General features: G+C 63.6%; 18 protein-coding genes. 9 read left to right on the top strand and 9 right to left on the bottom strand.

All coding sequences use genetic code 11. The features are described from left to right. Window positions 1-124 precede the first annotated feature (124 nt). From ET524_RS02450 to ET524_RS02440, 3 genes are read left to right on the top strand one after another with little or no spacing between them, the layout of a single operon-like run. The gene (locus tag ET524_RS02450) at window positions 125-2,908 is read left to right on the top strand and encodes a PD-(D/E)XK nuclease family protein (protein ID WP_161566585.1); all 2,784 of its coding nucleotides are present in this window, start codon (window positions 125-127) and stop codon (window positions 2,906-2,908) included. 4 nt (window positions 2,909-2,912) lie between these two features. Further along, window positions 2,913-6,863, top strand: a complete 3,951-nt coding sequence (locus ET524_RS02445; protein ID WP_129423173.1) for a UvrD-helicase domain-containing protein — start codon at window positions 2,913-2,915, stop codon at window positions 6,861-6,863. After that, a complete protein-coding gene (locus ET524_RS02440) occupies window positions 6,860-7,201 on the top strand; it encodes an arsenate reductase family protein (RefSeq protein WP_129423172.1) in 342 nt (113 codons plus the stop codon). Before ET524_RS02445 ends, ET524_RS02440 begins: the two co-directional genes overlap by 4 nt. A gap of 141 nt (window positions 7,202-7,342) precedes the next feature. Here ET524_RS02440 and ET524_RS02435 read toward each other — a convergent pair whose 3' ends face one another. The 4 genes from ET524_RS02435 to ET524_RS02420 form a co-directional block, all read right to left on the bottom strand. Continuing rightward, window positions 7,343-8,035, bottom strand: a complete 693-nt coding sequence (locus ET524_RS02435; RefSeq protein ID WP_161566584.1) for a phosphatase PAP2 family protein — start codon at window positions 8,033-8,035, stop codon at window positions 7,343-7,345. Between the two features lie 165 nt (window positions 8,036-8,200). After that, window positions 8,201-8,839 carry a TatD family nuclease-associated radical SAM protein gene (locus ET524_RS02430; protein ID WP_129423170.1) on the bottom strand — a complete coding sequence of 213 codons (639 nt, stop codon included), beginning with the start codon at window positions 8,837-8,839 and terminating at the stop codon, window positions 8,201-8,203. A 177-nt stretch (window positions 8,840-9,016) separates the two neighbouring features. Beyond that, window positions 9,017-9,877 carry a pyridoxamine kinase gene (locus ET524_RS02425; RefSeq protein WP_129423169.1) on the bottom strand — a complete coding sequence of 287 codons (861 nt, stop codon included), beginning with the start codon at window positions 9,875-9,877 and terminating at the stop codon, window positions 9,017-9,019. A gap of 146 nt (window positions 9,878-10,023) precedes the next feature. After that, window positions 10,024-10,233: a hypothetical protein gene (locus tag ET524_RS02420; RefSeq protein ID WP_129423168.1), complete on the bottom strand. Its 210-nt coding sequence runs from the start codon at window positions 10,231-10,233 to the stop codon at window positions 10,024-10,026. Window positions 10,234-10,565: 332 nt separating this feature from the next. Between ET524_RS02420 and ET524_RS02415 the strand changes: the two genes are divergently transcribed. Next, on the top strand, window positions 10,566-11,993 hold the full coding sequence (locus ET524_RS02415; RefSeq protein ID WP_129423167.1) for a sodium-dependent transporter: 1,428 nt from the start codon (window positions 10,566-10,568) through the stop codon (window positions 11,991-11,993). A 549-nt stretch (window positions 11,994-12,542) separates the two neighbouring features. Beyond that, complete coding sequence (locus tag ET524_RS02410) at window positions 12,543-13,454, top strand: LysR family transcriptional regulator (RefSeq protein ID WP_201738618.1); 912 nt, start codon at window positions 12,543-12,545, stop codon at window positions 13,452-13,454. Window positions 13,455-13,669: 215 nt separating this feature from the next. On the opposite strand, the gene ET524_RS02405 is transcribed toward ET524_RS02410, so the two are convergent. From ET524_RS02405 to ET524_RS02395, 3 genes are read right to left on the bottom strand one after another with little or no spacing between them, the layout of a single operon-like run. After that, complete coding sequence (locus tag ET524_RS02405; protein ID WP_129423166.1) at window positions 13,670-14,476, bottom strand: class I SAM-dependent methyltransferase; 807 nt, start codon at window positions 14,474-14,476, stop codon at window positions 13,670-13,672. A 14-nt stretch (window positions 14,477-14,490) separates the two neighbouring features. Continuing rightward, on the bottom strand, window positions 14,491-15,207 hold the full coding sequence (locus ET524_RS02400; protein ID WP_201738617.1) for a 5'-methylthioadenosine/adenosylhomocysteine nucleosidase: 717 nt from the start codon (window positions 15,205-15,207) through the stop codon (window positions 14,491-14,493). 23 nt (window positions 15,208-15,230) lie between these two features. After that, window positions 15,231-15,725 carry an S-ribosylhomocysteine lyase gene (locus ET524_RS02395; RefSeq protein ID WP_129423165.1) on the bottom strand — a complete coding sequence of 165 codons (495 nt, stop codon included), beginning with the start codon at window positions 15,723-15,725 and terminating at the stop codon, window positions 15,231-15,233. Between the two features lie 705 nt (window positions 15,726-16,430). Here ET524_RS02395 and ET524_RS02390 point away from each other — a divergent pair. The 4 genes from ET524_RS02390 to ET524_RS02375 are packed head-to-tail and all read left to right on the top strand — an operon-like array spanning window position 16,431 to window position 22,310. After that, entirely contained in the window at window positions 16,431-17,402 is a 972-nt protein-coding gene (locus ET524_RS02390) for a DUF1819 family protein (RefSeq protein ID WP_330854442.1), read from the top strand. Next, window positions 17,403-18,035: a DUF1788 domain-containing protein gene (locus ET524_RS02385; RefSeq protein WP_129423163.1), complete on the top strand. Its 633-nt coding sequence runs from the start codon at window positions 17,403-17,405 to the stop codon at window positions 18,033-18,035. Window positions 18,036-18,044: 9 nt separating this feature from the next. After that, entirely contained in the window at window positions 18,045-21,662 is a 3,618-nt protein-coding gene (gene brxC / locus ET524_RS02380) for a BREX system P-loop protein BrxC (protein WP_129423162.1), read from the top strand. Window positions 21,663-21,686: 24 nt separating this feature from the next. Next, window positions 21,687-22,310, top strand: coding sequence for a hypothetical protein (locus tag ET524_RS02375; protein WP_129423161.1), 624 nt, complete (start codon window positions 21,687-21,689; stop codon window positions 22,308-22,310). Here the strand turns inward: ET524_RS02375 and istB are convergent. Beyond that, the gene (gene istB / locus ET524_RS02370) at window positions 22,234-23,022 is read right to left on the bottom strand and encodes an IS21-like element helper ATPase IstB (RefSeq protein WP_129423107.1); all 789 of its coding nucleotides are present in this window, start codon (window positions 23,020-23,022) and stop codon (window positions 22,234-22,236) included. The genes ET524_RS02375 and istB overlap by 77 nt on opposite strands. Next, window positions 23,019-24,257 carry an IS21 family transposase gene (gene istA / locus ET524_RS02365; RefSeq protein ID WP_118449093.1) on the bottom strand — a complete coding sequence of 413 codons (1,239 nt, stop codon included), beginning with the start codon at window positions 24,255-24,257 and terminating at the stop codon, window positions 23,019-23,021. The genes istB and istA overlap by 4 nt, the downstream gene beginning before the upstream one ends. Window positions 24,258-24,281 lie beyond the last annotated feature (24 nt).

Below are 24,281 nucleotides of genomic sequence, written 5' to 3'. Positions count from 1 at the left end.
GGGCCGGTCGTCCGAAAGGGCGGCCGGCCTTTTTGGTTGCTGAGAGAGGAATTGGGCGGAAAAGTTGCTGTGAGTCCTTTGCGTGGTACAGATGGGCAATTGGGTGTGCGATAGAATGGTGGGCATGGATACTATGAATGCATATGATGTGGTGCTGCTGCCGACCATGGGTCAGGCGGTGGCGTATCGAAAAGCCGCTGCTACAAGGGGCGATGCGCTGTTCGGCGTGACGGTGTCGACGTTTGAAGCGTGGGTTGCCGATCTGTGGGAGCTGTACGGCGATGGCAGGGCTATTGCCACGCGCTTGCAGCGCGAGGCGTTGCTGCGCGTGCTGTGCGACGGCGAGCAAAGTTGCGCTTGCGCGCTTGACCGCGTGGCGGCTGCCTGCGTTGCCGAGGCGGCGGGGTTGCCTGCGTTCGAGGCTGCCGTTGCTGCTGCTAGCGAAGGTGCGCTTGCGGGTGTGGGGGCTGCCGAGGTGCAGGTGCTGCGCTTGGCTGCGGCCTATTATGCGCGTTTGGAAGAGCTGGGCTTGGTGGAATTTGGCTGCGTGTTGGCTGAACTTGCGCCTGCGTTGCCTGCGCGTTCCGTGCGGGTGCTGTTTGAGGATGCTGCACCGCTTTCCGCTGCTCAACAGGCGCTTTTCGCTGCGTGCGGTTCGCTTGACGTGACGGTGCATGCAGCGGGCGGCAACGAGGGGCCGGTGCGCGCTCCGGAAGGCGTGCGCGTGCGGTTCGCGTTCCCGTCTGGTGGATATGCGTGGCCGGCGCTGCTGGCTGACATCGTGCGCGCTGCGGTTGATGACGACGGACGCGCGGGCGTGGAGCACGATGCGCTTTTTGCGGCTCGGGTGGTGGTTGCTGCGAGTAATCCGGCTCTGCTGTTCGAGCAGGTGGCGCCGGAACTTTCGCGTGAGGGGCTGGCGGTTGCGCTGCGCGGGCGTCGGCGGTTCGTCGACACTGATTTCGGGCGCGCGCTGCTTTCGCTGCGGCGGTTTTCTTGCGCGGAATCGGGGACGGCGCATATTGCGGGCTATGGCGATATCGCTGCGTGCGATGTTGAGCGCTGGTGTCGCGCTGACCTGGCCGATTGGGCCTTGTCGCCGTTTTCGGGGCTTTCGAGGAAGGCAGCGTTCGCGCTTGATGCCGACATGCGTGCGGACCGGTCGATCGATCGCCAGGCCGTGCGCGAGCGTCTAGGGCGGGAAAGCTCCACGTTCGCGTCGATGGAGCGCGTTGCCGCGCAGCTTGATGCGCAAGGCATCGCCGAGCTTGTTGCTGCGGTGCATCGCATGACGAACCGTTCGGAGGCATGGCGCGCCGAGCAGCTTGCGGCGCTTTCGGCGGCAGATCGTGTTGCAAGCGCGGCCAAGCTTGCGGGATTGGCGCCGGCAGCGGCGTTTGAGCTGCTCGAACGCGCGCAGGTGGACGTTTCGCGCATCGTTGCCCCGCGCGGGGTTGCTGCTGCGGGCCTTCCGTACCCTGATGTGCTGATTGCCGGCCAAGAGGATGCTGCCGCGTTGGGGCGCGGTGCGTGCGAGGTGCTGGTGGCTGCGGATCTGACAAGCGCGGCGTATCCTGCGGCAGATCGGGAAACCGCGGCAAGCTCGCTGCTTGAGAAGCTGGGCATCGGCTGCACGGATTCGGCGCTGGGGCGGCAGCGCAGGGCGTTCTTCGCGCTGGAGCATGCGCCGCTGCGCGAGTTGGTGTTGGAGCGCTGCTTGAACGACGCGTCGGCGGAACCGACGTATGCGTGCGCGGTGCTGGAGGAGTTTATCGATTGCTATCGCGCGGACCTGACGGCAACCGACGACATCGACAACGTGTACTCGCTTCCTGCCGCTTTGCAGGAAGGCATGCTGCTGCGTGGCGAGGATGCGCTGTGCGAAAACCGCATGCTGGGCGCGAAACCACAGGTGGCGGCACGTGTTGCTGCGCCTGTTACCGGGGCGTTGTCCGAGGCGGCGCGCCAGCTGGTGGTGTTGCCGCGCGTGCTGCAGGGCGGCGAGGTGCTGCGCGAGCCGTGCCTGTCGCCGTCGCAGATTGAAAGCTATCTGGAGTGCCCGTACAAATGGTTCGCGCAGCGAAGGCTGCGGCTTGACGATTTAGACGAGGGCTTCGGACCGCTTGAGATGGGCGATTTTGCGCACAACGTACTGCATAGCTTCTACAAGCACTTCGCCGAGGATTTGGGGCAGCGCAAGGTGACGGCCGAGAACATGGCGCAGGCTCGCGAACTGATGGCCGATGTGCTTGCGCGGCACAAGGCGCTGCAGCCGCATTTGCGCACGTCGGTGAACCGCTTGATTCCCACCAGCGAGATGGAGCGGCGCGAGCTGGCCGAGCTTGAGGCCAAGCTGATGGCGTACTTGGACTACGAAGCGCAGCTGCTGCCTACGTTTTGGCCGGCGTATCTGGAATACGATGTGGCGGCCGGCGGCGCGGTTGAGTACGCGGGGCAGAAGCTGCTGGGGACGGCCGACCGCATCGACGTTGATGGGGACGGGCGCTGCGTGGTCATCGACTACAAGGGCTCGTTGTCGGGTGCGTATGCGCTGGCGGTGCGCGAGCAGGGGCACCTGGGCAAGGTGCAGGCGCTTATCTATGCGCAGGTGGTGCGCCATACGCTGGGCCTTGATCCTGTGGGCGCGCTGTACGTGTGCTATGGCCGCGTGAAGCGGGCTACGGGCGCTTACGATGGCCGCGTGTTGGAAAACGCGCATTTGCCGAACATGAAACACAAGGATTGCATGTGCGCCGATCGGCCGTTTGCCGACGTGTTGGACGAGACGGAAGAAGCGGTGGCAGCGGCGCTCGAGAGGATGCTGGCGGGCGATATCGAGCCGCGGCCGGCCACGCCCGAGGCGTGCAAGTGGTGTCCGGTTTCATCGTGCTCGAAGAGGAAGGGGTAGCTTCATGGCTTTGACTGCTGGGCAGGCGGCGTGCGTGAACACGCTTGACGCGCCCCTTGCGGTGAGCGCGGGAGCGGGTAGCGGCAAAACATATACGCTGACCAGGCGCGTCGTGCATGCGCTGGAAAGCGGTTTTATCGACGATATCGGCCAGGTACTGGCCATCACGTTCACGTCGAAGGCTGCCGGCGAGATTAAATCGCGCGTGAAGGGGGCTTTGCGCGCGGGAGGCATGACCGAGCAGGCGTTGAAGGTGGACGACGCGTGGGTGTCCACCATTCACGGCATGTGCTCGCGGATTTTGCGCACGCACGCGCTTGAGCTGGGCATCGACCCGGCGTTTACCGTGGCAGACGAGGCAACGGTGAAAACGCTGCTTGATGCGTCGCTTGAAGAGGTGCTTGGCGGCCGGGACGACTTGGTGTCGGTTGCGCAAGGCATCGAACCTGCGCGCCTTGATGCGCTGTTCTCGGAGTTCGCTGTGCGCTCTGCGGGGCCGCGCACGGCTTCGGTGGAGGGCATGGTGCGCAAGCTGGTGGAAGCGTCGTCGGCGCATCCCGATGGCATGGCGGCCTTGGCGTTGCCGCCGGCCGCAACGGGCCCGGTGGCGCTGCTTTCGCAGCTGTGCGACGTGGCGCAAACGGCGTTTTGCCTGGCAGAAGGCGTGAAGCCGGGTGCTACGCGCGACAAGTTCTTAGGCGCCACGCAAGAGGCGCTCGACGGCGCGCAGGAGCTCATAGCATCGGGGGCTGCCGCTGCGTTGACGTACGAGCGCGCACTTGCGGCCATGAACGCCTTTCCGGTGCCTGGGCGCAATTTCGGCAAGAACACGCCCTATGGCGAACAGGCGGCTGAGCTGGCCGAACAGTACTTCGCGTGCGCTGCTCAGGCGCGGGCGGGCTTGGCTGCGGGGCACCTGGACACGCTGGTTGCTCTGGCGCGGCTGGTGGCCCAGGCGTTTGCGCGCCGTAAACGCGAGGCGGGGCTTTTGGACAACAACGACCTGCTGGCGTTCACGGCGCGGGCGTTTCGCGATTTCCCTGCTATTGAGGCGGCGTATGCGAACCGCTTCAAGCTGGTGATGGTGGACGAGTTCCAAGACACCGACCAGCTGCAGGTGGACATGATCAAGCGCATGGCGGGCGAGGGCTTCTCGCGCATGTGCACCGTTGGCGACGCGCAGCAGAGCATTTATCGGTTCCGCGGGGCGGACGTGTCGGTGTATCGCCGACATTTGGAGGACGTGCGCGCGCGCAATGCGCAGGGCGTCATCGAGCTGCCCGACAACTTCCGCAGCCACCGCGATGTGTTGGCGCTGTGCGACCGCGTGTTCGCGCAGCCGCAGGTGTTCGGCGCTGGCTTCATGTCGCTTGCGCCGGGACGCGCGGAAGCTGAGGTCAAGCGGCCGTTTTTGCCGGATGGGCCGCGCGTTGAGGTGCAGGTTACCTGCGTGCCGTACCGCGGGGTTTCCACCGACGAGGCAACCGCGATTGCGGCGCGGCGCGTTGCGCGTACGTTCGTGGAATACGCCGCGGCGGGACATGCGTACAGCGACATGGTGGTGCTGCTGGGCGGCATGAGCCGTGCGAACGATTATGCCGCGGCGCTGCGTGCCGAAGGGCTGCCGTGCGTGGTGGCGGGCGGTTCCATTTTCAACCGAGCGCCCGAGGTGGCGCTGATGGTGCGCTTGGCACAGGCCGTGGCGAACCCGAAATGGACGTCGGCGTTGTTCGAGGTGCTGTCGAGCGAGCTGTTCGCGCTTTCGGCCGACGATTTGCTGGAGCTGTCCACCGGCTTCGACGAGGAGCGCGGCATTCCGCGCAGACGTGCGTTTGACCAGGGGTTTCGCAGCGTCGAGCGTAAGGTTGCCGCGGGGCGCGACGTGTCGGCGCCGCTGGTGGCGTGCGCGCACTTGATGCGTCGGGCATCCGAGCAGGTGGGTAACGTGCCGCTTGCCGACATCATGGCGGGCATCGTGGCCGACTCGGGGTGGCTGGCTCGCCTTGAAGCCGCCGGCCCCGAGGGCGTGGCGCGCGCGGGCAACGTGTACAAGGCCATTCGCATGGCGCGCGATATCGAGGCCGAAGGCGCAAAGGGGCCGGCGAGTGTGGCTGTCGAACTGGCGCTTCGCGTTGAGCTGGCAAAAGAGGCGCCGGGTGCGCTGTCTGCCGAAGGCGGCGATTTCGTGCGCATCATGACGGTGCACGCCAGCAAGGGCCTGGAGTTTCCCATTGTGGCCGTGGCCGAGCTGCGCGACGACTCCGCGCGCTCTTCGGCGCTTGAGAGCGCAACGGTTGCGGGGCGCACGTACGTGTCGCTTGATGGCGGGCGCACGCTGGAACGGCTGCGTGAGAAAACGTCGTCGCTGGTGGCGAAAAGCAACGCTTATCAGCCGTTTTCCGAGTTCGATGAAAACGAGCTGGCCGAAATGGTCACACGTGCGGCAACGCCGGCCGACCGTCGTGCGGCCATCATGCTGCATGAAGACCGCGGCGAGGCGGCCGAGGCGCGACGTCTGCTGTACGTGGCGCTGACGCGCGCGAAAGAGGCGCTGGTGCTTTGCATGCGCGGAAAAGCCACGAAGGACAACCCGACGGGGTTGTCGAAAGGTTGCTGGGGCGATGTGGAGTCGGCGCTTGCGGGCGCGGGCTGCTGCTTCGAGCCGGGCGTGAGCATGTTCGATTTCGGCGGCGAACGCCCTGCGCGCGTTGAATGCGTGCACGCGTCGGCGGAAAACGTTGATCAGCTGATGGGGCGGCGTCAAGCGGCGGGTGCTGAAGCTGCCGCGTGTGCGGCGCATGGTTTCGATGATGCCTGCGGTGGCGCGAAGGCGAGTGCCGAAAACGCTGCTGCAGGCGAAGCGAGTGCGACTGCAGCGCAGAGCGTTGAAGCTGCTTGCGTTGTTGGCGCAGTGCCGCGTGCGGAAAAAGCTTCCGCACGCGAAGCGTGCGCGGCTGATGGAGATGCGATTGATGGCGTTTTGCCTGATGAAGGGGCTGGTAATGCGCAGTCCGCTTCGGCTATCGATATTTTGGCGGTGCCGCCTTACGAGCCGCAGCGCGGGAAGAGGTTCGCGCCCGATCGCGCAGGCGTGTTCAGCTACTCGTCCATTGCCGAGGGGCATGGCGCATTCGACGATCTGTCGGTGGAAAGCGATGAGGACGAGGCGGTTGCGGTTGATTCGGGCGTGAATGCGTCAAGTGCCGATGCATCGAGCGGGGACGTTGCTTGTGGCGACGCTCGGAATGACGGCGCCGGTGTTTTCGGGGATGCTGAAGATAAGCAAGGCGCTGCGTCGCTGACCGCGAAAGATGCTGACGCTGCAACGGATTTGGGCACAGCGTTTCACCGGTTGGCGCAGCTGGCGGTGCTGGCATGGCGTCCGGGGTGCGCGCTTGAGCGTCCCGACGCGGCTCGTCAGCATGCGCTTGAGCGCTCGTGCGGCCTGACGGCGGCGCAACATACCCGCTTGGATGTGGCGCTTGAGCGGTGGTTCGCCAGCGATGTGGCTGCACGTGTTGCAACCTGCGAAGATGTGCGCGCAGAAGTGCCGTTCTTCTTGCAGGTGGGAAGCGCCGCGGCCCCAGCATTCCTTGAGGGCGAAATCGACTTGCTTGCCCGCGTTGCGGCGCCGGGCGTGCCCACTGCACCGACGGGTACGGCGTTGGTAGTGGACTACAAGACCGGCGGGACGGCTGGAGAATCTGCCGAAGCGCTGCACAACAAGCATCTGCTGCAGGCAACGTGCTATGCGCTTGCGGTGTTGCAGCAGGGGTATTCCCAGGTGGAGTGCGTGTTCGTACGCGTCGAGCAGGCGCGGGCAGGCAACGAGACCCAGCCGCAGACGGTGTCGTATCGTTTTGATGCGGCGGATGCGCCCGCCATACGCACAGCTGTCGTGCAGGCGTATCATGAGTGCTCGCAACAACGGCAAACGGAAGGATCGCTTGCATGAACATCCAAATTTTCGGCACGAAGAAAAGCTTCGACACGAAGAAGGCCCAGCGCTACTTCAAGGAGCGTCGCATCAGCTTCCAGTTCATCGACCTGAAGGAAAAGGGCATGAGCAAAGGCGAGCTGCAGTCGGTGGCCAACGCCGTCGGCGGCCTTGACAAGCTGATCAATCCCGATGCGAAAGACGGCGACACCGTGGCGCTGCTGCAGTATTTGGCGACGGACCAGAAGTTCGAGAAGGTGCTGGAAAACCAGCAGGTGCTGCGCGAACCGGTGGTGCGCAACGGCAAGAAGGCCACCGTCGGCTACGAGCCCGACGTCTGGAAGAACTGGGAATAGTGGTTCGTGTTCTCAAGCGAATGCGCGGCTGGCGGTGGTGGCTGCTGGCGCGTTTGTCGGCGCGTTCGCTAGCATAGAAACGAAAAAGCGGGACGCGGTTGTTTGAGACCGCGCCCGCTTTGCTTTTGAAGGTTTTGGTTGCTAGAGGCGAGCGTGTTTGCCGCGGGCGGCTTTGTGGTTTTCGGCGGCGAAGGCTATGGCGTGGTAGAACGCCACCAATGCGGTGCCTAGCAGGATGCCGCCGAGGATGTCGGTTGCCCAGTGCACGCCGGCCATGGCGCGGGCAATGACGATTCCTGCCGTGGCAACGCCGCAAATGATAAGCGCTGCCGAACGCAAGCCGCCGGCGCGCATGCGCTGCACGATTTGCATCATGGAAGATCCCAGCATGGTGACGGCCAAAAGCGTGTGCGATGAGGGAAACGACGGCTCGCACATGCCGTCTTCCAGAATGGGCCGATTGTTAGGCGATACGCAATTGAACAGGACATACAGCACAAGCATGGCGCCGTAAAGCGCCAACAGCAACCACAGGTCACGGTCGACCGACCAGCGGTGCCGGCCTTGTATAAGCTGACGCGATCCAACGACGGCGAATGCCAGCGCGCAGATGGCGGGAACGATAAGCAGGATGTTCGACAGCTTTTCGGCCAAGTCGTGCTGACCGAGCAATGCCCGAGCGTTCAGGTTGAAGGTTGCTAGGCCGACAAGGCTGCCGTCGCCGGCGATCGGCTGGCGGTCGACCGTCAGCAGCGCTACGGTAAGCAGCGCAAACAGCGCAACGCAGATGCCGCCTGCAATGACGGACGCTCGCGAAGTGGTGCGGTTGTGCATGAAGAAACTCCCATCTAATGCCTTCATTTGTAAAGAGAAGGTAAAGAGATGGTAAAGCCGCGCGGCAGCGCCGGGCCGCGCGGTGCACGATTTCGAGGAATTCTGCAGAAAGCGATCGGGGTTTGAAGGTTCGGTCGTCGGTATGGCGGGGTGGGGTTGAGGGTTCTACGAGTTCACCCAGGCGCGGATGCGATAGCGCACGCCCAGTTCGTCGCAGATGCGCTGGCAGGCGGCTTCGTCCTCGTGGCTGATGGTCGTCTCCACGGTGGTCATCACGACGTTGGGCACGTACTTGCGCACTTCGCGGGCGAAGTCGAGCATGCCCGGGAACGCCGCGTCGCCGAAGCGGCTGCGCACGATGGCGGCGTACTCGTCGGCGTTGGGGGTGTTCAAGCTGATGGAGACCGTGTCCACGATGCCCTCGAACTCCGGCGCGATATCGCGGCCGCAGATCAGGCTGCCCTGGCCGTTGGTGTTCACGCGCACCGGCAGCTCCCAGCGGCGCTTCACCTCGGCGGCCACGCGTTTGAGCAGGTCGAACGCGCACGTGGGTTCGCCATAGCCGCAGAACACCACCTCTTCGTAGCGGCTCATGTCCTGCGCTTCGAACGCGGCCATGACCTCGTCGAAGTCGGGCTCGTGGTCAAGCCACAGGTTGTTCTCGCCGCCTTCGCCGTCTTGACCCACGCCGTCGGCGGTTTGACGGATGCAGAACGTGCAGGCGCAGCTGCAGCGGTTCGTAAGGTTGACGTACAGCCCGTGGTGCACGGGGTACACGATGGTTTCGGCTTTCGTTTTCGGCATGCTCGTCTTCTTTCTATGGTTGTTGCGCGGCGGCGAAGGGCGTTTGCCAGGCCGCCTTGCCAAAACGTTTCGCATTGATGGTATCACCCGTGGGAAGCGGCTGGGCTTTCGGACACCGCGAAGGGCTTGCTGTGCGTTTCGGGCCGCGGCGCTGCTAAGCTTGTTGTCGTCGCGACGTTAGCGCAGGTCGTGAAGCTTTTCCTCTATGGGCAGGCCATCGGTGTGCGGAAGGTCAAGCTCGATGGCGCGCTGCACGCATTCGCCCACGAAGTGCGACGCCTTCGCCACCGATTCGGCCAGCGGCACGCCGTTGACGGCGTCGGCGATAAGGATGGCGGAGAACACGTCGCCCGTGCCCGAGCGCTGCCCGCCAAGCTTGGCGGTTTGCACGGTGAAGGGCGCCTGTCCGCGCTCGAAGCACACGTTCGACACCTGCCCTGCGTGCTCGATGCCCGTGATAACCACGCGCGCCGGGCCCGCGCCCGACAGGGCTTGCGCCAGCTTGCCGGCATCTTCGCAGGTCATGGCGCTGTTGTAAGGGATGTTACCCAGAATGCACGCCTCGGTGAGGTTCGGCGTGATGATGTCGGCCTTCGCGGTAAGCTCGGCCATGCGCTGGCACATGGCCGGCGTGTACGTGCCGTACGGGCGGCCTTCATCGCCCATGACGGGGTCCACCATCACGATGCAGTCGGGTCCGCCGAACTCGTCGATGAAGCTGCTGACGATGGCGATTTGCTCTTCGGAGCCCAAAAAGCCGGTGCAGATGCCGCGGAACTTCAGGCCCAGCTTGCGCCACTGCGCAATGTGCTCGCGCATGTGCGACGTGAAATCTTGTAAGCTGTAGCTGGGAAAACCCGTGTGGTTCGACAGCACCGACGTGGGCAGCACGCAGCATTGCACGCCAAGCTGCGAGATGACGGGCAGCTGTACGGCCACTGAGCAGCGTCCGAAGCCGGTGATGTCGTTCACCAGCGCGATTTTCTTCTGATTGTTGTGGTTGGGCGCGGGTGCGCCGGGCTGTTCGGTGGTGCTCACGGTCGTCTTTCTTCGACGGGGATGGTCGCACCTATTATAAAGGTAGGCGTTGCGCCCGCGCGCATCTGCGCGGAATGAACGCGCGGCGCGTGAGCGTCGGCACCGGCGAAGGGGCGAAGGAGCCGGCCGCCGCGTGTTGCGAGCGGCTAGTTGCTTACCAGGTCCATGGCGTGCAGCAGGAAGTTCTGCACCACGCGGTGCCGCGCGCCGGCGCGGTCGTTGCGCGTGACGAAGCAGATGGGGATGCGCGGGTCCTCGACGAACTCGATGGGCGTGTCGGCGTTGCGCGCCAGAAACGTCGACCACGTGCTGCGCATTTGGTCGTCCCCGTCGAACGCGGGGGCGCACAGCGCCATGCGGAACGGCTTGAGGCTTTCGACGGTGCCGGCCTGATTGGTGCGGGAAGTGTCCGGAACCTGATTTAGTATTCGGGGCGGGCTTGGCGCTTGGGACTCGATTCAGCGCCTGGGAAGGGTTTGGCGTTCGGAGCCCGATTTGGCGTTTGGGACGTGATTTGGCCCGGGCTTTTGCGCTGCGGTGATGTGTAAGCCTTTCGTGCTACAATCTAACGTCGCGTCCGCATGTTGTGGGCGCGATGCTTTGTTTTGCGGCCCTGACCTGCTTCGCGCGGGTTGTTCGGGTGGAGAAATGCGGTCAAATGTGGCCGTTTGTTGGGAAGGATTTCGTTATGGCCGAGAACAAGCCCCAAGAGGCATCGGGAGGGGCGGCACCGCGCGAGCATTTCGCGTCTCGCTTGGGCTTCATTTTGATCAGCGCCGGCTGTGCCATTGGTCTGGGCAACGTGTGGCGCTTTCCGTACATCACGGGCGAGTACGGTGGCGCGGCGTTTGTGCTGCTGTACCTTATTTTCCTGGTGATTTTGGGCTTGCCCGTCATGGTGATGGAATTCGCCGTCGGACGCGCCAGCCAGCGCTCGGCCGCCGGCGCGTTTGATAAGCTGCAGCCGTCGGGCAAGTGGCACTGGTTCGGCTGGTGGGGCTACATCGGCTGCATGATCTTGATGATGTTCTACACCACGGTGTGCGGCTGGATGCTGGCGTATGTCCCGCAGATGGCGTCGGGTATGTTCGACGGCGCCGATGCCGCGTTTGCCGGCGAGGCGTTCAACGGCATGCTGGCCGACCCGGTGGCGCTGATCGGCTGGATGATCGTGGCCGTGGTCATCGGCTTTCTGGTGTGTAGCCTGGGCCTGCAGAAAGGCGTCGAGCGCATCACGAAGGTGATGATGGCCACGCTGTTCGTGGTGATGCTGGCGCTGTGCATCCGCGCGGTCACGCTGCCGGGCGCCGCCGAGGGCATCGCGTTTTACCTGGTGCCCGACTTCAGCCGCCTGTTCGCGAACGGGTGGTCGACGTTCGGCGAGGCCGTGTACGCCGCCATGGGCCAGGCGTTCTTCAGCCTGTCGCTGGGCATTGCGGCCATGGAGATCTTCGGTTCGCGCATCGGACGCGAGCGCAGCCTGACGGGCGAGGCAATCTCCGTGACGGCGCTGAACACCGTGGTGGCCATCCTGGCGGGCCTCATCATTTTCCCCGCGTGCTTCGCGTACGGCGTTTCGCCTGATCAGGGGCCGTCGCTGGTGTTCGTGACGCTGCCGGTGGTGTTCGGGCAGATGCCGCTTGGCAACGTGTGGGGCTGCCTGTTCTTCGTGTTCATGGCGTTCGCGTCGCTGTCCACCGTCATCGCCGTGTTCGAGAACCTGGTCAGCTGGTCCATGGACAAGTGGGGCATGATGCGCAGCCGTGCCGTCATTTTCAACGGCATCCTTGTGCTGGTACTGTCGCTGCCGTGCGCGCTGGGCTTCAACGTGCTGTCGGGCGTGGCCATCCCGGCGATCGGTGATATCCAGTCCATCGAGGACTTCATCGTGTCGAACAACATGTTGCCGCTGGGCAGCTTGCTGTTCGTGCTGTTCTGCACAACGCGCCGCGGTTGGGGTTGGGAGAAGTTTCTGGCCGAAGCCGACGTGGGCGAAGGCGTGGCCTTCCCGCGCTGGACGCGCCTGTGGCTGAAGTATGGCATCCCGGCCATGATCCTGGTGATTTTCGTGCTGGGTTACGCGCCGAAAATAAGCGTGTGGCTGGGGCTTGCATAAACGCTGTCCTGGTGCGGGCCAGGCGGCGCACGATTAGCGTGGCGGATAAGTGTTTCGCAAGCGAAGGGAGCGAAGTTGGCCGGTGCGCCTGGCTTCGCTCCCGTTTTCGTGTTTGCGTGCTGAGTTTTGGCGGCAATGGGCTTGCGGGCGTTTTGGCTTGCTGGCCTTTTGCTCCGATGCCGTTGGGCATCTTGCTGATGCGTCGGCAAGATGGCGTTTGCTATTTCTTGTTGTTGACCGTGGAGATGACAGCCAGGGCGATGCCGGCGATGACAAGCGGGATGGCGGGGCCGGCGAATTGCATGATCTGATCCATGGGTACTCCTTTATATAGTAGTAGGCGCGCTGGCAGGTGCGGTGGCGCAGTTTGCGTGGAGTTGCGCGGTTGTGGCGCAACGCCGTAACTTTACGCAAGGTTGTGCAATGGTCGAGTCAGCTTGCGTGCGCGGGACGTTTGCGCGCGTGCTCCGTGGTGCTTCGAGAAATGATACCAGGATGCCGTATACTCGACTTCATCAGATGTTTGCTTTTGGCCGTAAAGGACGTGGCATGAAAATCTCCCTGCAGCAGATGCGGTATATGCTGACCATCGCCGAAACCGGTTCGTTGGTTGCGGCCTCGCGCGTGCTCTCCATTTCGCAGCCCAGTTTGTCCGAGGCTGTTTCGGTGGTGGAGCGCGAGCTGGGCTTTTCGGTATTCACCCGCGGGAACACCGGTGCCACGCCCACGAAAGAGGGCTTGGAGTTTTTGGGTCGTGCGCGGCGCGTGGTGCAGCAGATGGACAACCTGGAGCGGCGCTACGGGGGCAATCAGCCCGAGGGTATTCGCTTCGCCGTGTCGTCGCACCATTTCACGTTTGTGGAGCGCGCGTTTTTGGACGTGATGCAGCAGGTGTATGCGGGTCGCTATGATTTGATGCTGAACGAGACGCAAACGCAGCAGATCATCGAAGATGTGGCGAATTGCGAAAGCGACATGGGGGTGATGTATCTGTCGCGTTCGAACGAAGGCGCAGTGGGGCGTCTGCTTGAGCGAAACAAGCTGGAATTCTTCGAGCTGTTCGAGGCGGTGCCGCACGTGCTCGTACGCTGCGGACATCCGCTTGCGTCGTGCGAAAGCGTGTCGCTTGAGGATTTGCTGCCGTATCCGCAGCTGTCGTTTGTGCAGGGGTCGTACGAGTCGGCGGCGTTTTCCGAGGAGCCGCTGTGGGCGCCTTCGGCGAAAACGGTGAAGGTGAGCGATCGAGGGTTCGCCACCAGTTTTATGTTGCATTCCGATGCGTATACCATCACCAGCGGGATTTATCCGGAATTCCTGCAGAGAGGCGCTATCACGGCGGTTCCCATTCGCTCGGGTGAACGCATGCATATTGGCTATGTGCTTCCGAGGGGGCTTGGTTTAAGCCCGTTGGGGGAGTTGTTCGTGGTGGCTATGAAGGTGTATGCGAACGCGCATAACTAGGGGCTGAAAGAGGCTGAGAAGGGCTGTCCGGGCGGGCAGCCCTTCTTTTTTGGCGGTCAGAATAGGAATAACCGATATAGAGTAAATACACATAGATGGAATATATATGCGCAGGTGAAAATGTGACTTTCGGCGGCCGAAGAGGATTGGACATAAGAAAAGAGCGCTCGTATGAGCGCTCTTTTCGCGGTGTTTTGATTTGTTGTACGGAGAAGCTACAACTTGATGCTGGCGGGCGTGATGCAGTCGTAGCGAACAGCTTTGCCGCTGATGGAATAGCCGGGCTTGATGCCGGCAAGCAAGGGGCCTTTGATGGGGCGCTTGATGATTACCTTGCGCGGGTTTGCGGCAATGGCGGCAAGCAGCAGCTCTTCCTCGTTGGCGCACGGCGCTTCCAGATGGTGCAGCAGCTGGAACTTCTTCTTGACCGCCGCGCTTTTCTGTCGCGCGGGGAACATGGGGTCAAGGTAGATAACGTCGGGTGCTGCGGTGGACGCCGGCGCGCCGGTGGCTTCGCGTTCGCTGGTAGCCAGATAGACGGGTTGCTGGATTGCGGATAGCTCGCCTGCCGCGGGATCTTCCGAATCTGGCTGTTCGCAGTTGGCGTTGGCCAGCGCGCGCAGGGCGGCAACGCTGTCGCCCTGAGTGAGATGCATGCGCGCAACAAGCGGTGCTAGCTGCTCGTTTGCGGTAGCACGCTCAAGGCCATCGGCCAGCAGCGCGGCAATGACGGGGTCGGCCTCATATAGCTGCACGTCGAACCCGGCGGCCGCTAGCAGCAGCGCGTCCTCGCCAAGCCCCGCCGTAGCATCGATGGCGCGCGGCGCGGTTGCGCCCTTCACCTTCGCCGCTTTCACCAACAGCTCGTGCTGTAACTTGCCGGGCTTGATGCGCGGCAGCATGCGCGCAAGGTCGCAACGAAGCTCCATGCCGTCGCCCACCAAGGCCAACCCGCGCTCGTCGCGCACAAGCTTGACGGCAGGATCGACAATGGTGGGAAGTTTGTTAGCGGAGTTGACCATGTGCAGCGTGCCTGCTATCCACGCTGTTCGAGCATGCTGATGACAAGTGCGGCGCTGTTGCGGGCGGCTTGCGCTTCGAACGTGGGGTAGTCGATGGACGACGAGCCGTCGGCCTTGTCGGAGATGGCGCGCACGATGGCGGCCGGCACGCCGTTTGCCCAGGCGACTTGCGTAATGGCTGCGCCTTCCATCTCGCAGCACTTCGCGCCGAAGTCCTCGACGATGCGCTGTTTCTCGAAGTCGTCGCGCACGAAGCGATCGCCCGAGGCCACGCGCCCGGTGTGCACGGTGGCGCCGATGCGCCCGGCCGCCGCGATGACCGCCTTCGACAGTGCGGGGCTGGTGGGGAAGGCAAGCGTGTCCAGGCCAGGCGTTTGACCGGCGGCGTAGCCTATGTTGCGCACGTCCATGATGTGGTTGACGGCGTCGGTGGCCACCACGATGTCGCCGATGTTGATGGACGCGTCAAGCGACCCGGCGATGCCGGTGTTCAGCAGCGCGCCCACGCCGAAACGGTCGGCCAGCACCTGCGCGCACGTGGCGGCGTTCACCATGCCCACGCCGCACTGAACCAGCACGACGGTGGTGGCGCCGATGACGCCCACGTTGAACTCCATGCCGGCGATGCGCGTGACCTTCACGGCGCCGACCTCTCGCATGTGCTCGCGTATAAGCTCGATTTCGACATCCATGGCGCCGATGATGCCGATGCTGTTAATCGGTTGGATCATGTTTCGTTCCTTTGCTCGGCAGGCTAGTCCAGCAGGGCGGGATAGTGCGTGTGGGCGTCGTCGAGCACGTCGAGCGTGTTCGCCAGGTAGCGGCGCGCCCACCACTTGGCCTGCGGCAGGTCGTTGTCGTGGTAGTTGCCGCATTCCTCGGGCTTCGCGCCGGGGATTTCGCCCTCGAATTCGCGGATGAACGCGAACATGCGGTGCACCAGGTCGGCAACATCGGCGGACTCCAGCGTGCCGAACGCCACCAGGTAGAAGCCCGTGCGGCAGCCCATGGGGCCGAAGTAGATGACGCGACTGGACCACTCGGGGTCGTTGCGCAAAAACGTGGCGCCCAGGTGCTCGACGGCGTGCACGGCGGCCGTGTCCATGACGGGCTCGCGGTTCGGCGCGGTCATGCGCAGGTCGAATGTGGTGGTCACGCAGCCGGTGGCCTCGTCGGCGTCGCGGCGGGACACGTACACACCCGGCTCAAGCAGGCGATGATCAACGGAAAAGCTAGCGATGCGTTCCATAGTTGCTCCTTTGCAGAGGTTGTTGTTGCTGGTCGACGGCCTGCGCAAGCGTGCGTTTCGCGCATCGGATGCGGTAAACGCGGTGGGTGTCACGAAAGCGCGTAGGGTCGCCGTTGGGCGCCGCAAGCCGAAGTTCGGCACGCGGCGCAGATGAACCGCAGCTATTGTAGCCCGTCCGGCGCAGATGCGCCCGCCAGCCGCGCCGAAGCGTGAAATCTCCCGCAACAGGCGGGGTTTGAAGCTGGTGATTGCAAGCTGGGGCAAAGTAGTAAATGGTTCAGCGCAAAATATGAGGCCAATTTGTGGCTTACTGTTCCTCGGGTTCCAAATTTGCGCGAAGTGGGAATGAACGGTGCTGCATAGATTCCGTTTGAGCTCGAAGTGGGAAAGAGCAGTGTTGCAGGGATTTCCTTTGGCGGCGAAGTGGGAAAGCCCGCTGTTCGACAACCTGGATATTGCCGGGGAAGAATTCCGAAAAGCGGAGAAGTGGGAACGCAATTCCGGGCGAATGGCCTCTTTCGCCTGGAATTGAAAAGCCAGTTGCGAAATCAAAGAGCCAGTTGCTCCCACTTCGCACAAAAATGGAATCCCTGTCATGACGTTCGCATGTCTTGCCGCGATTTGTTGTACAACAAATGCTTTAGGAATGGCGGTATGGTGACTATGGCTTATGCCGAATAATCCGGCGTCGACGGCTGTTGTGCTCTGGCAAATTGCGGGCAACGGCTATCATGGATTGGTACGTATGGTGAAAGCGCCGGCGCCCGAAGCAAGCGGCGCCGCAACAGGAGGAGCTATTCGTGGCACTACCTAAATACACTGCGGGGGGGGTCGCTCACTCGTGAGCAATTCCTGCTCCGTGAACTGCGCATCGTCGCTGACCTGCGCACGCAGGGAGTTCCCGACGACCAGATAATCCAGCGCGTACAGCGCGAAAACCTCTTTCAATACCGCACCGAGCGCATGCTGGCTGATCGCGCTCGCGTGTGCTTACAGCGCCTCGATGCGCTCGAAAACGCTGATGATGTACCCAATCGACCCGCCGGCCAGCCGGTCGCCTCGCCTGCCACATCCGCCAACCAGCTCGCTGCACCTGTTGCGTCCGCTGGCCAGTCTGCAACGGCTGCAGAATCAGCTGGCCAACTCGATGCAGCCGCCAATCGACCCGCCGGCCAGCCCGCCGCGCCCGCATCCGCCAATCAGCCCGTCGCGCACGCCGGCCAGTCAGTCATCCCGCCCGCCGCGCCCGCAAGCGCGGCCGAACCCCAAAGCATCGCCGCCCGGCTCACAGAAATCATCGCCCACGGGTCGCCCGACGCCGCCGCACAAGTCGACTTCTACGCCATGGTGCGGCGCTACGAGCTGGTGCGCGCGTTCGTGATGGGCGAAATCTCCGAGCGCCTGCGCAGCTTCAACTACAGCTTCACCATGGCCGATATGAACGCGTTTTTCGCCCGCTACCAGCTGGAAAACACGCAGGCGGCGAAGTGGACGGAATCCACGGTGAAGCGCATCGAATCCACGCTGTCGAATTGCCTGGTCAGCGTGGGCATGCTGGACTCCGTGAAAGCCGGCAACCTTTCCCCGCTGCTGATTGACTTCGAAGTCGAGGAGCTAATGCGCGCCAACGGCGACGCCGACCTTGCGCGCAGCTTGTCCGGAATGGGGGCGATGTAAATGGTCCCGTCGCGTTACCAATACGCATCGCGCACACTGCAAGCGCACTCGAAAGCCGCCCGCGCGCAGGACGATTTCGCCCGTCGCTGCGAGGCCCTGCGTGCCCGCCTGGGCGAAGACGACTTCCTGCACAACCGCGGCCTGGGCAACGAAATCGGCTTCTTCACGTTTTGCTACGACGCCAGCTTGGAGCTGCGGGCGCGCGAGTTCTTCGCGCAGCTAGAAGCGGAATCGGCCAACGGCGCGCTGCCGTGCAACCTGATAGTGCGCAACCTGTACGACACGTTTTTGGGCCTGCTGGAGAAAAAGCGCATCCTGGCCGCCGTGCCCAAGCAGGAAGCCCGTCGCGGCAGCGACCACCTGCTGAAACGCCTGCGCAGCATCGCCACGCCCGAGGCGCTGGCTGCCGAGCTTGCCTACGAGCCGCACCAGCCCGGCGACGTGCTGCTGCTTACCGGCGTGGGCGAAATCTACCCGTTTCTGCGCGTGCACACGCTGCTTGACAACATGCACGTCGCATTCGGCGACATCCCCGTGGTGGTGGCGTATCCGGGCCGCTTCAACGGGCAGTCGTTTTCCCTGTTCAACATGCTTGACGATGGCAATTACTACCGCGCTTTCGACATCTCTTAGGAGCCAACCATGCACATTCGCGACATCTTCGACAAAGACATCAACCGCTCCATCAACGGCGTCATCAAAGTCCAGCAGTCCGACGAGGAATCGGTGAAGCAGGAGCTTTCCGAATACGTGGTAACGCGCGAGCTGCAAGGCCACTTTGCGCACTTCTTCGAAAGCTACGCCCGCGCGCTGGACGTGCCCACGGACAAAATCGGCGTGTGGATCTCGGGCTTCTTCGGCTCGGGCAAATCGCACTTCCTGAAAATGCTGTCGTACGTGCTGGAAAATGGCGAAGTGGGCGGCAAGCGCGTCATCGACTACTTCGATGGCAAGCTGAAAGACCCCCTGGTGTACGAAAACATGCGCCGCTGTGCTGAAGTGCCCACCGAGGCCATGCTGTTCGACATTGACGCGAAGGGCGGCAAATGGAAAAGCGGCGACACGGCGGAAACGGCGCTGCTTCGCGCGTTCGAGCGCGTGTTCTACGAGAATCTGGGCTTTTGCGGCGAGAACCTGAAGGTGGCGAAACTGGAGCAATTCGTGGAGAAGCGCGGCAAAACCGCCGAGTTCCGTGAAGCGTTCGCAAACGTAACTGGCATGGACTGGCTGGATGCGCGCACCGACTACGACTTCTACGAAGACGGGATGGTGGAAGTGCTGCAAAAGGTGCTGGGCATGAGCGAGATAGCCGCCCGTCATTGGTACGACGGCGAAGAGGACGACGTCATCGCCATCGACAGCTTCGTGTCCCAGGTGAACAAGTACTGCGAAGCGCGCGCGGCTGAAAACGGCGGTCGGTTCCGCCTGCTGTTCATGGCAGACGAAACTGGTCAATTCATCGGCGAAGGCCAAAACCTGATGCTGAATTTGCAGACGCTGGTGGAGGAATTCGGCGCGCGCTGCGGCGGGCGTGTGTGGGTGATGGTGACCAGCCAGGAAGCCATCGACGAGGTGGCCATGATCGTGGGCGACGACTTCTCGAAAATCCAAGGCCGCTTCAACACGCGCCTGTCGCTTTCCAGCTCTAGCGTGGACGAGGTCATCAAGCGCCGCGTGTTGGAAAAAACCCCGGCGGCGACTTTGGAGCTAGCTAACGAATATGCCGAGAAAAGCCCCACGCTGAAGAACCTGTTCACGTTCGAAGGCTCGCGCGGTGACCTAGTGGGCTTTGACGGGCAAACGGATTTCTGCGAAAGCTACCCGTTCGTGAACTACCAGTTCAAGGTGCTGCCCGACGTCATGACCGAAGTGCGCAAGCACGGCGTGAAGGCCAAGCACATGTCCACGGGCGAGCGCAGCATGCTGTCGGCGTTCCAGGAATCGGCCCAGGCGCTGCAGGAGCAGCAAACCACGGCGCTTGTGCCGTTTTGGCGTTTCTTCGACACCATCTCGAAGGACTTGGAGCACGGCATCATCCAGGTGATCACGCGTGCGCAAGACGCCGCCGACGCCGGTCGCGGCCTTAAGCCCGAAGACGTAAGCCTGCTGAAGCTGCTGTACCTGATCCGCTATATCGACTACATCAAGTCCACCATCAACAACATCACCATCCTGATGGCTGACGACATGAACGTGGACATGATGGCGCTGCGTCAGCAGGTCACCGAATCGCTGGCGCGTCTGGTGCGCGAGAACTACGTGGCGCGCCAGGGCGACACGTACAACTTTCTCACCGACGAAGAGCAAGACATTGCGCGCGAGATATCCGAAACGTCGGTGGATACGGCCGAGGTGATCGAAAGCATCAAGAAATCCCTGTTCGGCGGCATATACACGCAAAGTAAACTGGCGTGCGGGGCGAACAATTTCCCCATCGACCGCTACGTGGACAACTCGCTATACGGCACGGCTCAGCATGACATGAAGCTGAACGTGATAACCCTGGCAAACGATGACCTGTCCAACGCAATCGATGGCGAGCTGACGGTGAAAAGCGCCAACCAGGCCATCGTGGTGCTGGACAACGACAAGGACTACTACGACGTGCTGCTGGGCGTGGCCAAGGTGCGCAAATATGCGCGCACGAAGAACCTGGCCCAGCTGCCGCCGAGCACGCAGCAGATCATCATGGGCAAGCAACGCCAGGCGGCCTTCGACGAGAAAGAGGCTACGAAGCTTTTGGAAGACGCCGTAGCGCACGCGCGCTGCTTCGTGAACGGCGATGCGGTGAAGGTGCGCGCCACCAACGCGAAGGGCGTGATCGACGACGCGCTGGCGCGCCTGGCCGAAAGCGTGTTCAGCAAGGCCGGCTACATCACCGACTCCGTGGAAGGCGACGGCGACATCATTCGCATCCTGCGCGGCGCGGGCCAGGACGGCCTTGAGGGCTTCGGCGGCGGCAATGAGAAAGCCTGCGCCGCGGTGGAGGAACACCTGCAGCTGCAAGAGCGCATCCACCAACAAACGACGGTGGGCGACGTGCAGCGCAAGTTCCAGGCCGAGCCGTACGGCTGGCGCGAGGTCGACGTGGCCGCCACGGTGGCGCGCCTGCTTGCGGGCCAGCGGGCAACGGTGCTGTTCGCGGGCGCTCCGGTGGCGTGTACCGACAGGGAGATGATCAATTACCTGCGTAAAAACGCCGACAAGGTCGAAATCAAGCGCCGCGTGAAAATGAACGAGGCGCTGCTGAAGAAGTGCCGCGACATCCTGGGCAAGTTCACGGGCGCACGCGACATCCCCGCCGACGAAGACGGCCTGGTGAATCGCGTGAAGGCCGAGCTGGACAACGGCATCGAGCAGTGCCAGGCCCTGATGCGCCAGCACTACATCGGCACGCGCGCTTACCCGTACCCCTTCCAGCAGGTGATTGAAGACGGCCTGCACGCCATGACCCAGGTGCGCGATCAGCAAAACGACCCCGAGGTCCTGCTGCGCGCGTTCAAACAGGCCGAGGACGATTTGCTTGATTTCGCCGATGACAAAAAAGAGTATGTCGACGAGTTCTTCTCCAATCAGCAGCGCATTTTCGACGAGTCGGTTGCTTTGCTGGAAAGCGTCGCGGCCGAGGGCGCGGCCATGGACGTCAGCGAAGAGGCTCAGCAGGCCATTGCGAGTGCGAAGGGGATCCTGCAGTCGGCGGTGCCGGACGTTCCGCGGCTGTCGGACCTGAATAAAACCATCCGCAAAGCGCACGGCGAAGTGGTTGCGGCGCATCGCCGGGAATTCTTGGACGCGCTGACTGCCGAACTTGCGGGCTTGCAAACCTATGCCGAGGGGCAGGACGAATTCCCCGAAGCCGCTGCCGATGCGTTCAACCAGGCAAAAACCAGCTTGGAAAGCATGAAAAGCACCGCGCACGCCGCGCAAACCGCCCAGAGCATCGACGCCCTACGCTTCCAGCTGCAGCAGAAGGCAACCGCAGCCCAGCGCAGCATCGACGCGGCGGTGGAAGCTGCCCGCCAGAAGGCCGCCCGCGAAATCAGCGTGCCGCACAAAACCGACGACGGCAGCGTGGTGCGCAACGTGTACGAAACGGCGAAGCCTGCCGCGCCGAAGCGCCAGGTGAAGGAAGTGCGCCGCGCACAGGTGTGCAAGCGCGCCATGCTGGAAACGCCGGCTCAGGTGGACGAATACCTGGCTGATCTGCGAAAACAGCTGCTGGAAAACCTGGAAGGCAACGACGCTATCAGCCTGATCTAGGCCGACGCGGAAAGGGGACCGATTATGAACGATGCAGCCATCAAGAACTTCTGCTCCTTCGCGCGCGAGCAGCTGACGCGCGGCGTCGAGCTGTGCATGGCGAAATACGGCGTCACGCCCGAGGCCGACGCGGCCGAGCAGCTCGATGCCGTGGCCGGCGTGCCGTTGTCACCCCAGGAGCGCGCCCAGCGCGCCGACCTGCTGCGCCAGCGCGACGCCCTGGGCGCGGGCGACGCGGCCCGCGGCTGGGCTCGCCTGCGTGACAAGGCAGCCTACACGTGGTTCAACCGCATCGTGGCCATCCGCTTCATGGAGCTGCGCGACTACCTGCCCAGCCGCGCGCGCATGTTCTCCGACGAGGCGGGCGCGCTCGGCTCGCAGGCGCTCGACCAGGCGCTCGACGTCGAGATCGGGGACATGGACCCGGCGCGCGTGGTGGAGCTGAAGCAGGCCGGCGACGACGAGGTGTTAGCGTCAATATATTTTTCACCATTTTCACCAACGTATTTTCGCCAATCGCGCCAACGCGGATGCGCCGGATTCGCCAACGCTGATGCGCCGCTTCCGGCGTCTAGGCGCCCTCCTCCTTCCCGTCCTCACCGCCGATGGATACGTCCTTCAGGCGATATGACCGTCCCGTTATCTTGATCATCGCGCAATGGTGGCAAAGCCTGTCGGCCACCGCCGAGGCCGTGACGTTGCTGCCGAACACGTCGCCCCACCTGCCCACCGGCACGTTGGTCGTGACGATGGTCGACCGCTTGAGCGCGTAGCGCCTGTTGACCAGCTGGAACAGCAGGTCGGCGCCCTCCTTGCCGATGTCGAGGTAGCCGAGCTCGTCTATTATCAGCAGGCTGCAGTGCTCGTAGAACCGCATCCTGCGCGCCAGCGCCTCCTTCGCCGAGGCGTGCTTGAGGTCCTCGACCAGCCTCGAGCAGTCGGCGAAGTACACCTGCTTGCGGGCCATCACCGCCTCGTGGCCTATGGCTATCGACAGGTGGGTCTTGCCGACGCCCGGGCTGCCGACGAGCACGACGTTGTCGCCGCGGTCGATGAACTCGAGCGTGGCCAGCTGCTCGACCAGCCCGCGCGGCACGCTCGGCTGGAAGCCCCAGTCGAAGTCGGCCAGCGTCTTTATGTAGGGGAAGTTGGCCATCCTCGTGCGGCGCTCGTCGTCGGCGCGCCGCTTGAGGGCTATCTGGGCGTCGGTGAGCTCGAGCATGGCGTCGACCAGGCTCTTCCTCCCGTCGGCGACGAGCCTGACGTACTCGGGCACCGACGACGCCATGCCCTCGAGCCCCAGCTCCTCGAGGTTGGCCGCCAGGCGGTTGAGGGGGCTGGCCTGCACGGCGGCGCTCACAGCGAGCCCCCTATCGAGTCGAGCAGGCCGAGGTTGGCCGCGGCGGCCGCCTCGATGTCGCCGGCGGCGTCGCCGAACCACCGCTTGCCGGCCATGGCCTCGGCGTAGTGCGCCGGGTCGTAGGCCGGCCCGCCCGCCACGTGCGTCGCCACCAGCTCGCCGCCGACGTAGCAGTCCATCGCGCCGCCGGGCATGCAGACGATGCGGGCGGGCCTGCCGATGCAGCGCCTGGGCACCGACATGGGCTCGCCGTGCGCGCTCACCAGCATCGTGGCCGGCACCCTGGCCACGCGCACCACGTCGCCCATCGCCTCCTCGAGGGCGCGCAGGTTGCCGACGGGCAGCAGCGCGTCCTTCTCCTCCATGAACAGCGCGGAGGGCGGCAGCCCCGTGGTCTCGTTGGGCTCGGAGTTGCTGGCGTCCTCGATCCGCGCGACGATCTCGTCGATATCGTCCCAGCCGTCGAAGTCGCCCTGGTAGGCCATGAGCCGCGACAGGAAGCGGTTCGACGACTCGACCTTGCCCTTCGTCTGGGGGCTGCGCGGGCGGCACAGCTTCAGCTCGAAGCCGGCGGCCTTGGCGAACTCGTATGCGCGCTGGACCTTGAGGCGCCTGCCGCCCTTGATCGTCACCAGGGCGGACATGTTGTCCGTGACCCACTCGCGCGGCACGCCGCCGAGCCTCGCGATCGTGGCGTACATGCACCTGACCAGGTCGTCGGTCGTCCTGGTCCTCGACCGGATGAATATGTGCCTGCGGGAATGGCCCAGCGTCGCCGCGAACACGTTGAACTCGAACAGCTCGCCGTCGCGGTTTGCCATCTTGACGGACTCCTTCCAGTCGAACTGCAGCTGCAGTCCGGGCGGCGTCTCGAAGCGCGGGTGCGGCTCCGGGCCCCCGGAGGCCCCGACGGCGATGCCGTTCTTGCGCATGAACTGGGTGAAGGCGTTGTAGCCGGCCAGGTCCTCGCCGGGATACCTGTGCAGCAGCCACTCGTGGATGCCCTTCTTGGTGACTCCCGGCAGTTGCGCCTTGGCTGCCACCTCCTCGATGTGCGCGTCGAACGAGCCCGCCCTGTCGCCGCGCCCGTCGTGGGGCCGCCCGCCCTCGGCCCTCCAGTACGACGCCACGGTGTGCCTGTCCTTGCCGTAGCGCTTCGCTATGTCGCTGAAGTTGGGCTTTATGCCCGCTTCCCTGTACATGTCCAACTCTCCGATCAGGTTCTTCTCCGCCACGGCCCGCTCCTCCCGAAAGCATCG

Source organism: Senegalimassilia faecalis, from assembly GCF_004135645.1.
GTDB classification, from domain to species: domain Bacteria; phylum Actinomycetota; class Coriobacteriia; order Coriobacteriales; family Eggerthellaceae; genus Senegalimassilia; species Senegalimassilia faecalis.
Note: the sequence above shows the minus strand (reverse complement) of the source record. Positions and strands in the feature narration are given on the sequence as shown.

What these genes read in the sequence shown, in the direction of transcription:
- ET524_RS02450 (WP_161566585.1), top strand. Translation starts at nt 125, where the DNA reads ATGGATACTATGAATGCATATGATGTGGTGCTGCTGCCGACCATGGGT.
- ET524_RS02445 (WP_129423173.1), top strand. Translation starts at nt 2,913, where the DNA reads ATGGCTTTGACTGCTGGGCAGGCGGCGTGCGTGAACACGCTTGACGCG.
- ET524_RS02440 (WP_129423172.1), top strand. Translation starts at nt 6,860, where the DNA reads ATGAACATCCAAATTTTCGGCACGAAGAAAAGCTTCGACACGAAGAAG.
- ET524_RS02435 (WP_161566584.1), bottom strand. Translation starts at nt 8,035, where the DNA reads ATGCACAACCGCACCACTTCGCGAGCGTCCGTCATTGCAGGCGGCATC.
- ET524_RS02430 (WP_129423170.1), bottom strand. Translation starts at nt 8,839, where the DNA reads ATGCCGAAAACGAAAGCCGAAACCATCGTGTACCCCGTGCACCACGGG.
- ET524_RS02420 (WP_129423168.1), bottom strand. Translation starts at nt 10,233, where the DNA reads ATGGCGCTGTGCGCCCCCGCGTTCGACGGGGACGACCAAATGCGCAGC.
- ET524_RS02415 (WP_129423167.1), top strand. Translation starts at nt 10,566, where the DNA reads ATGGCCGAGAACAAGCCCCAAGAGGCATCGGGAGGGGCGGCACCGCGC.
- ET524_RS02410 (WP_201738618.1), top strand. Translation starts at nt 12,543, where the DNA reads ATGAAAATCTCCCTGCAGCAGATGCGGTATATGCTGACCATCGCCGAA.
- ET524_RS02405 (WP_129423166.1), bottom strand. Translation starts at nt 14,476, where the DNA reads ATGGTCAACTCCGCTAACAAACTTCCCACCATTGTCGATCCTGCCGTC.
- ET524_RS02400 (WP_201738617.1), bottom strand. Translation starts at nt 15,207, where the DNA reads ATGATCCAACCGATTAACAGCATCGGCATCATCGGCGCCATGGATGTC.
- ET524_RS02395 (WP_129423165.1), bottom strand. Translation starts at nt 15,725, where the DNA reads ATGGAACGCATCGCTAGCTTTTCCGTTGATCATCGCCTGCTTGAGCCG.
- ET524_RS02385 (WP_129423163.1), top strand. Translation starts at nt 17,403, where the DNA reads ATGGTCCCGTCGCGTTACCAATACGCATCGCGCACACTGCAAGCGCAC.
- brxC (WP_129423162.1), top strand. Translation starts at nt 18,045, where the DNA reads ATGCACATTCGCGACATCTTCGACAAAGACATCAACCGCTCCATCAAC.
- ET524_RS02375 (WP_129423161.1), top strand. Translation starts at nt 21,687, where the DNA reads ATGAACGATGCAGCCATCAAGAACTTCTGCTCCTTCGCGCGCGAGCAG.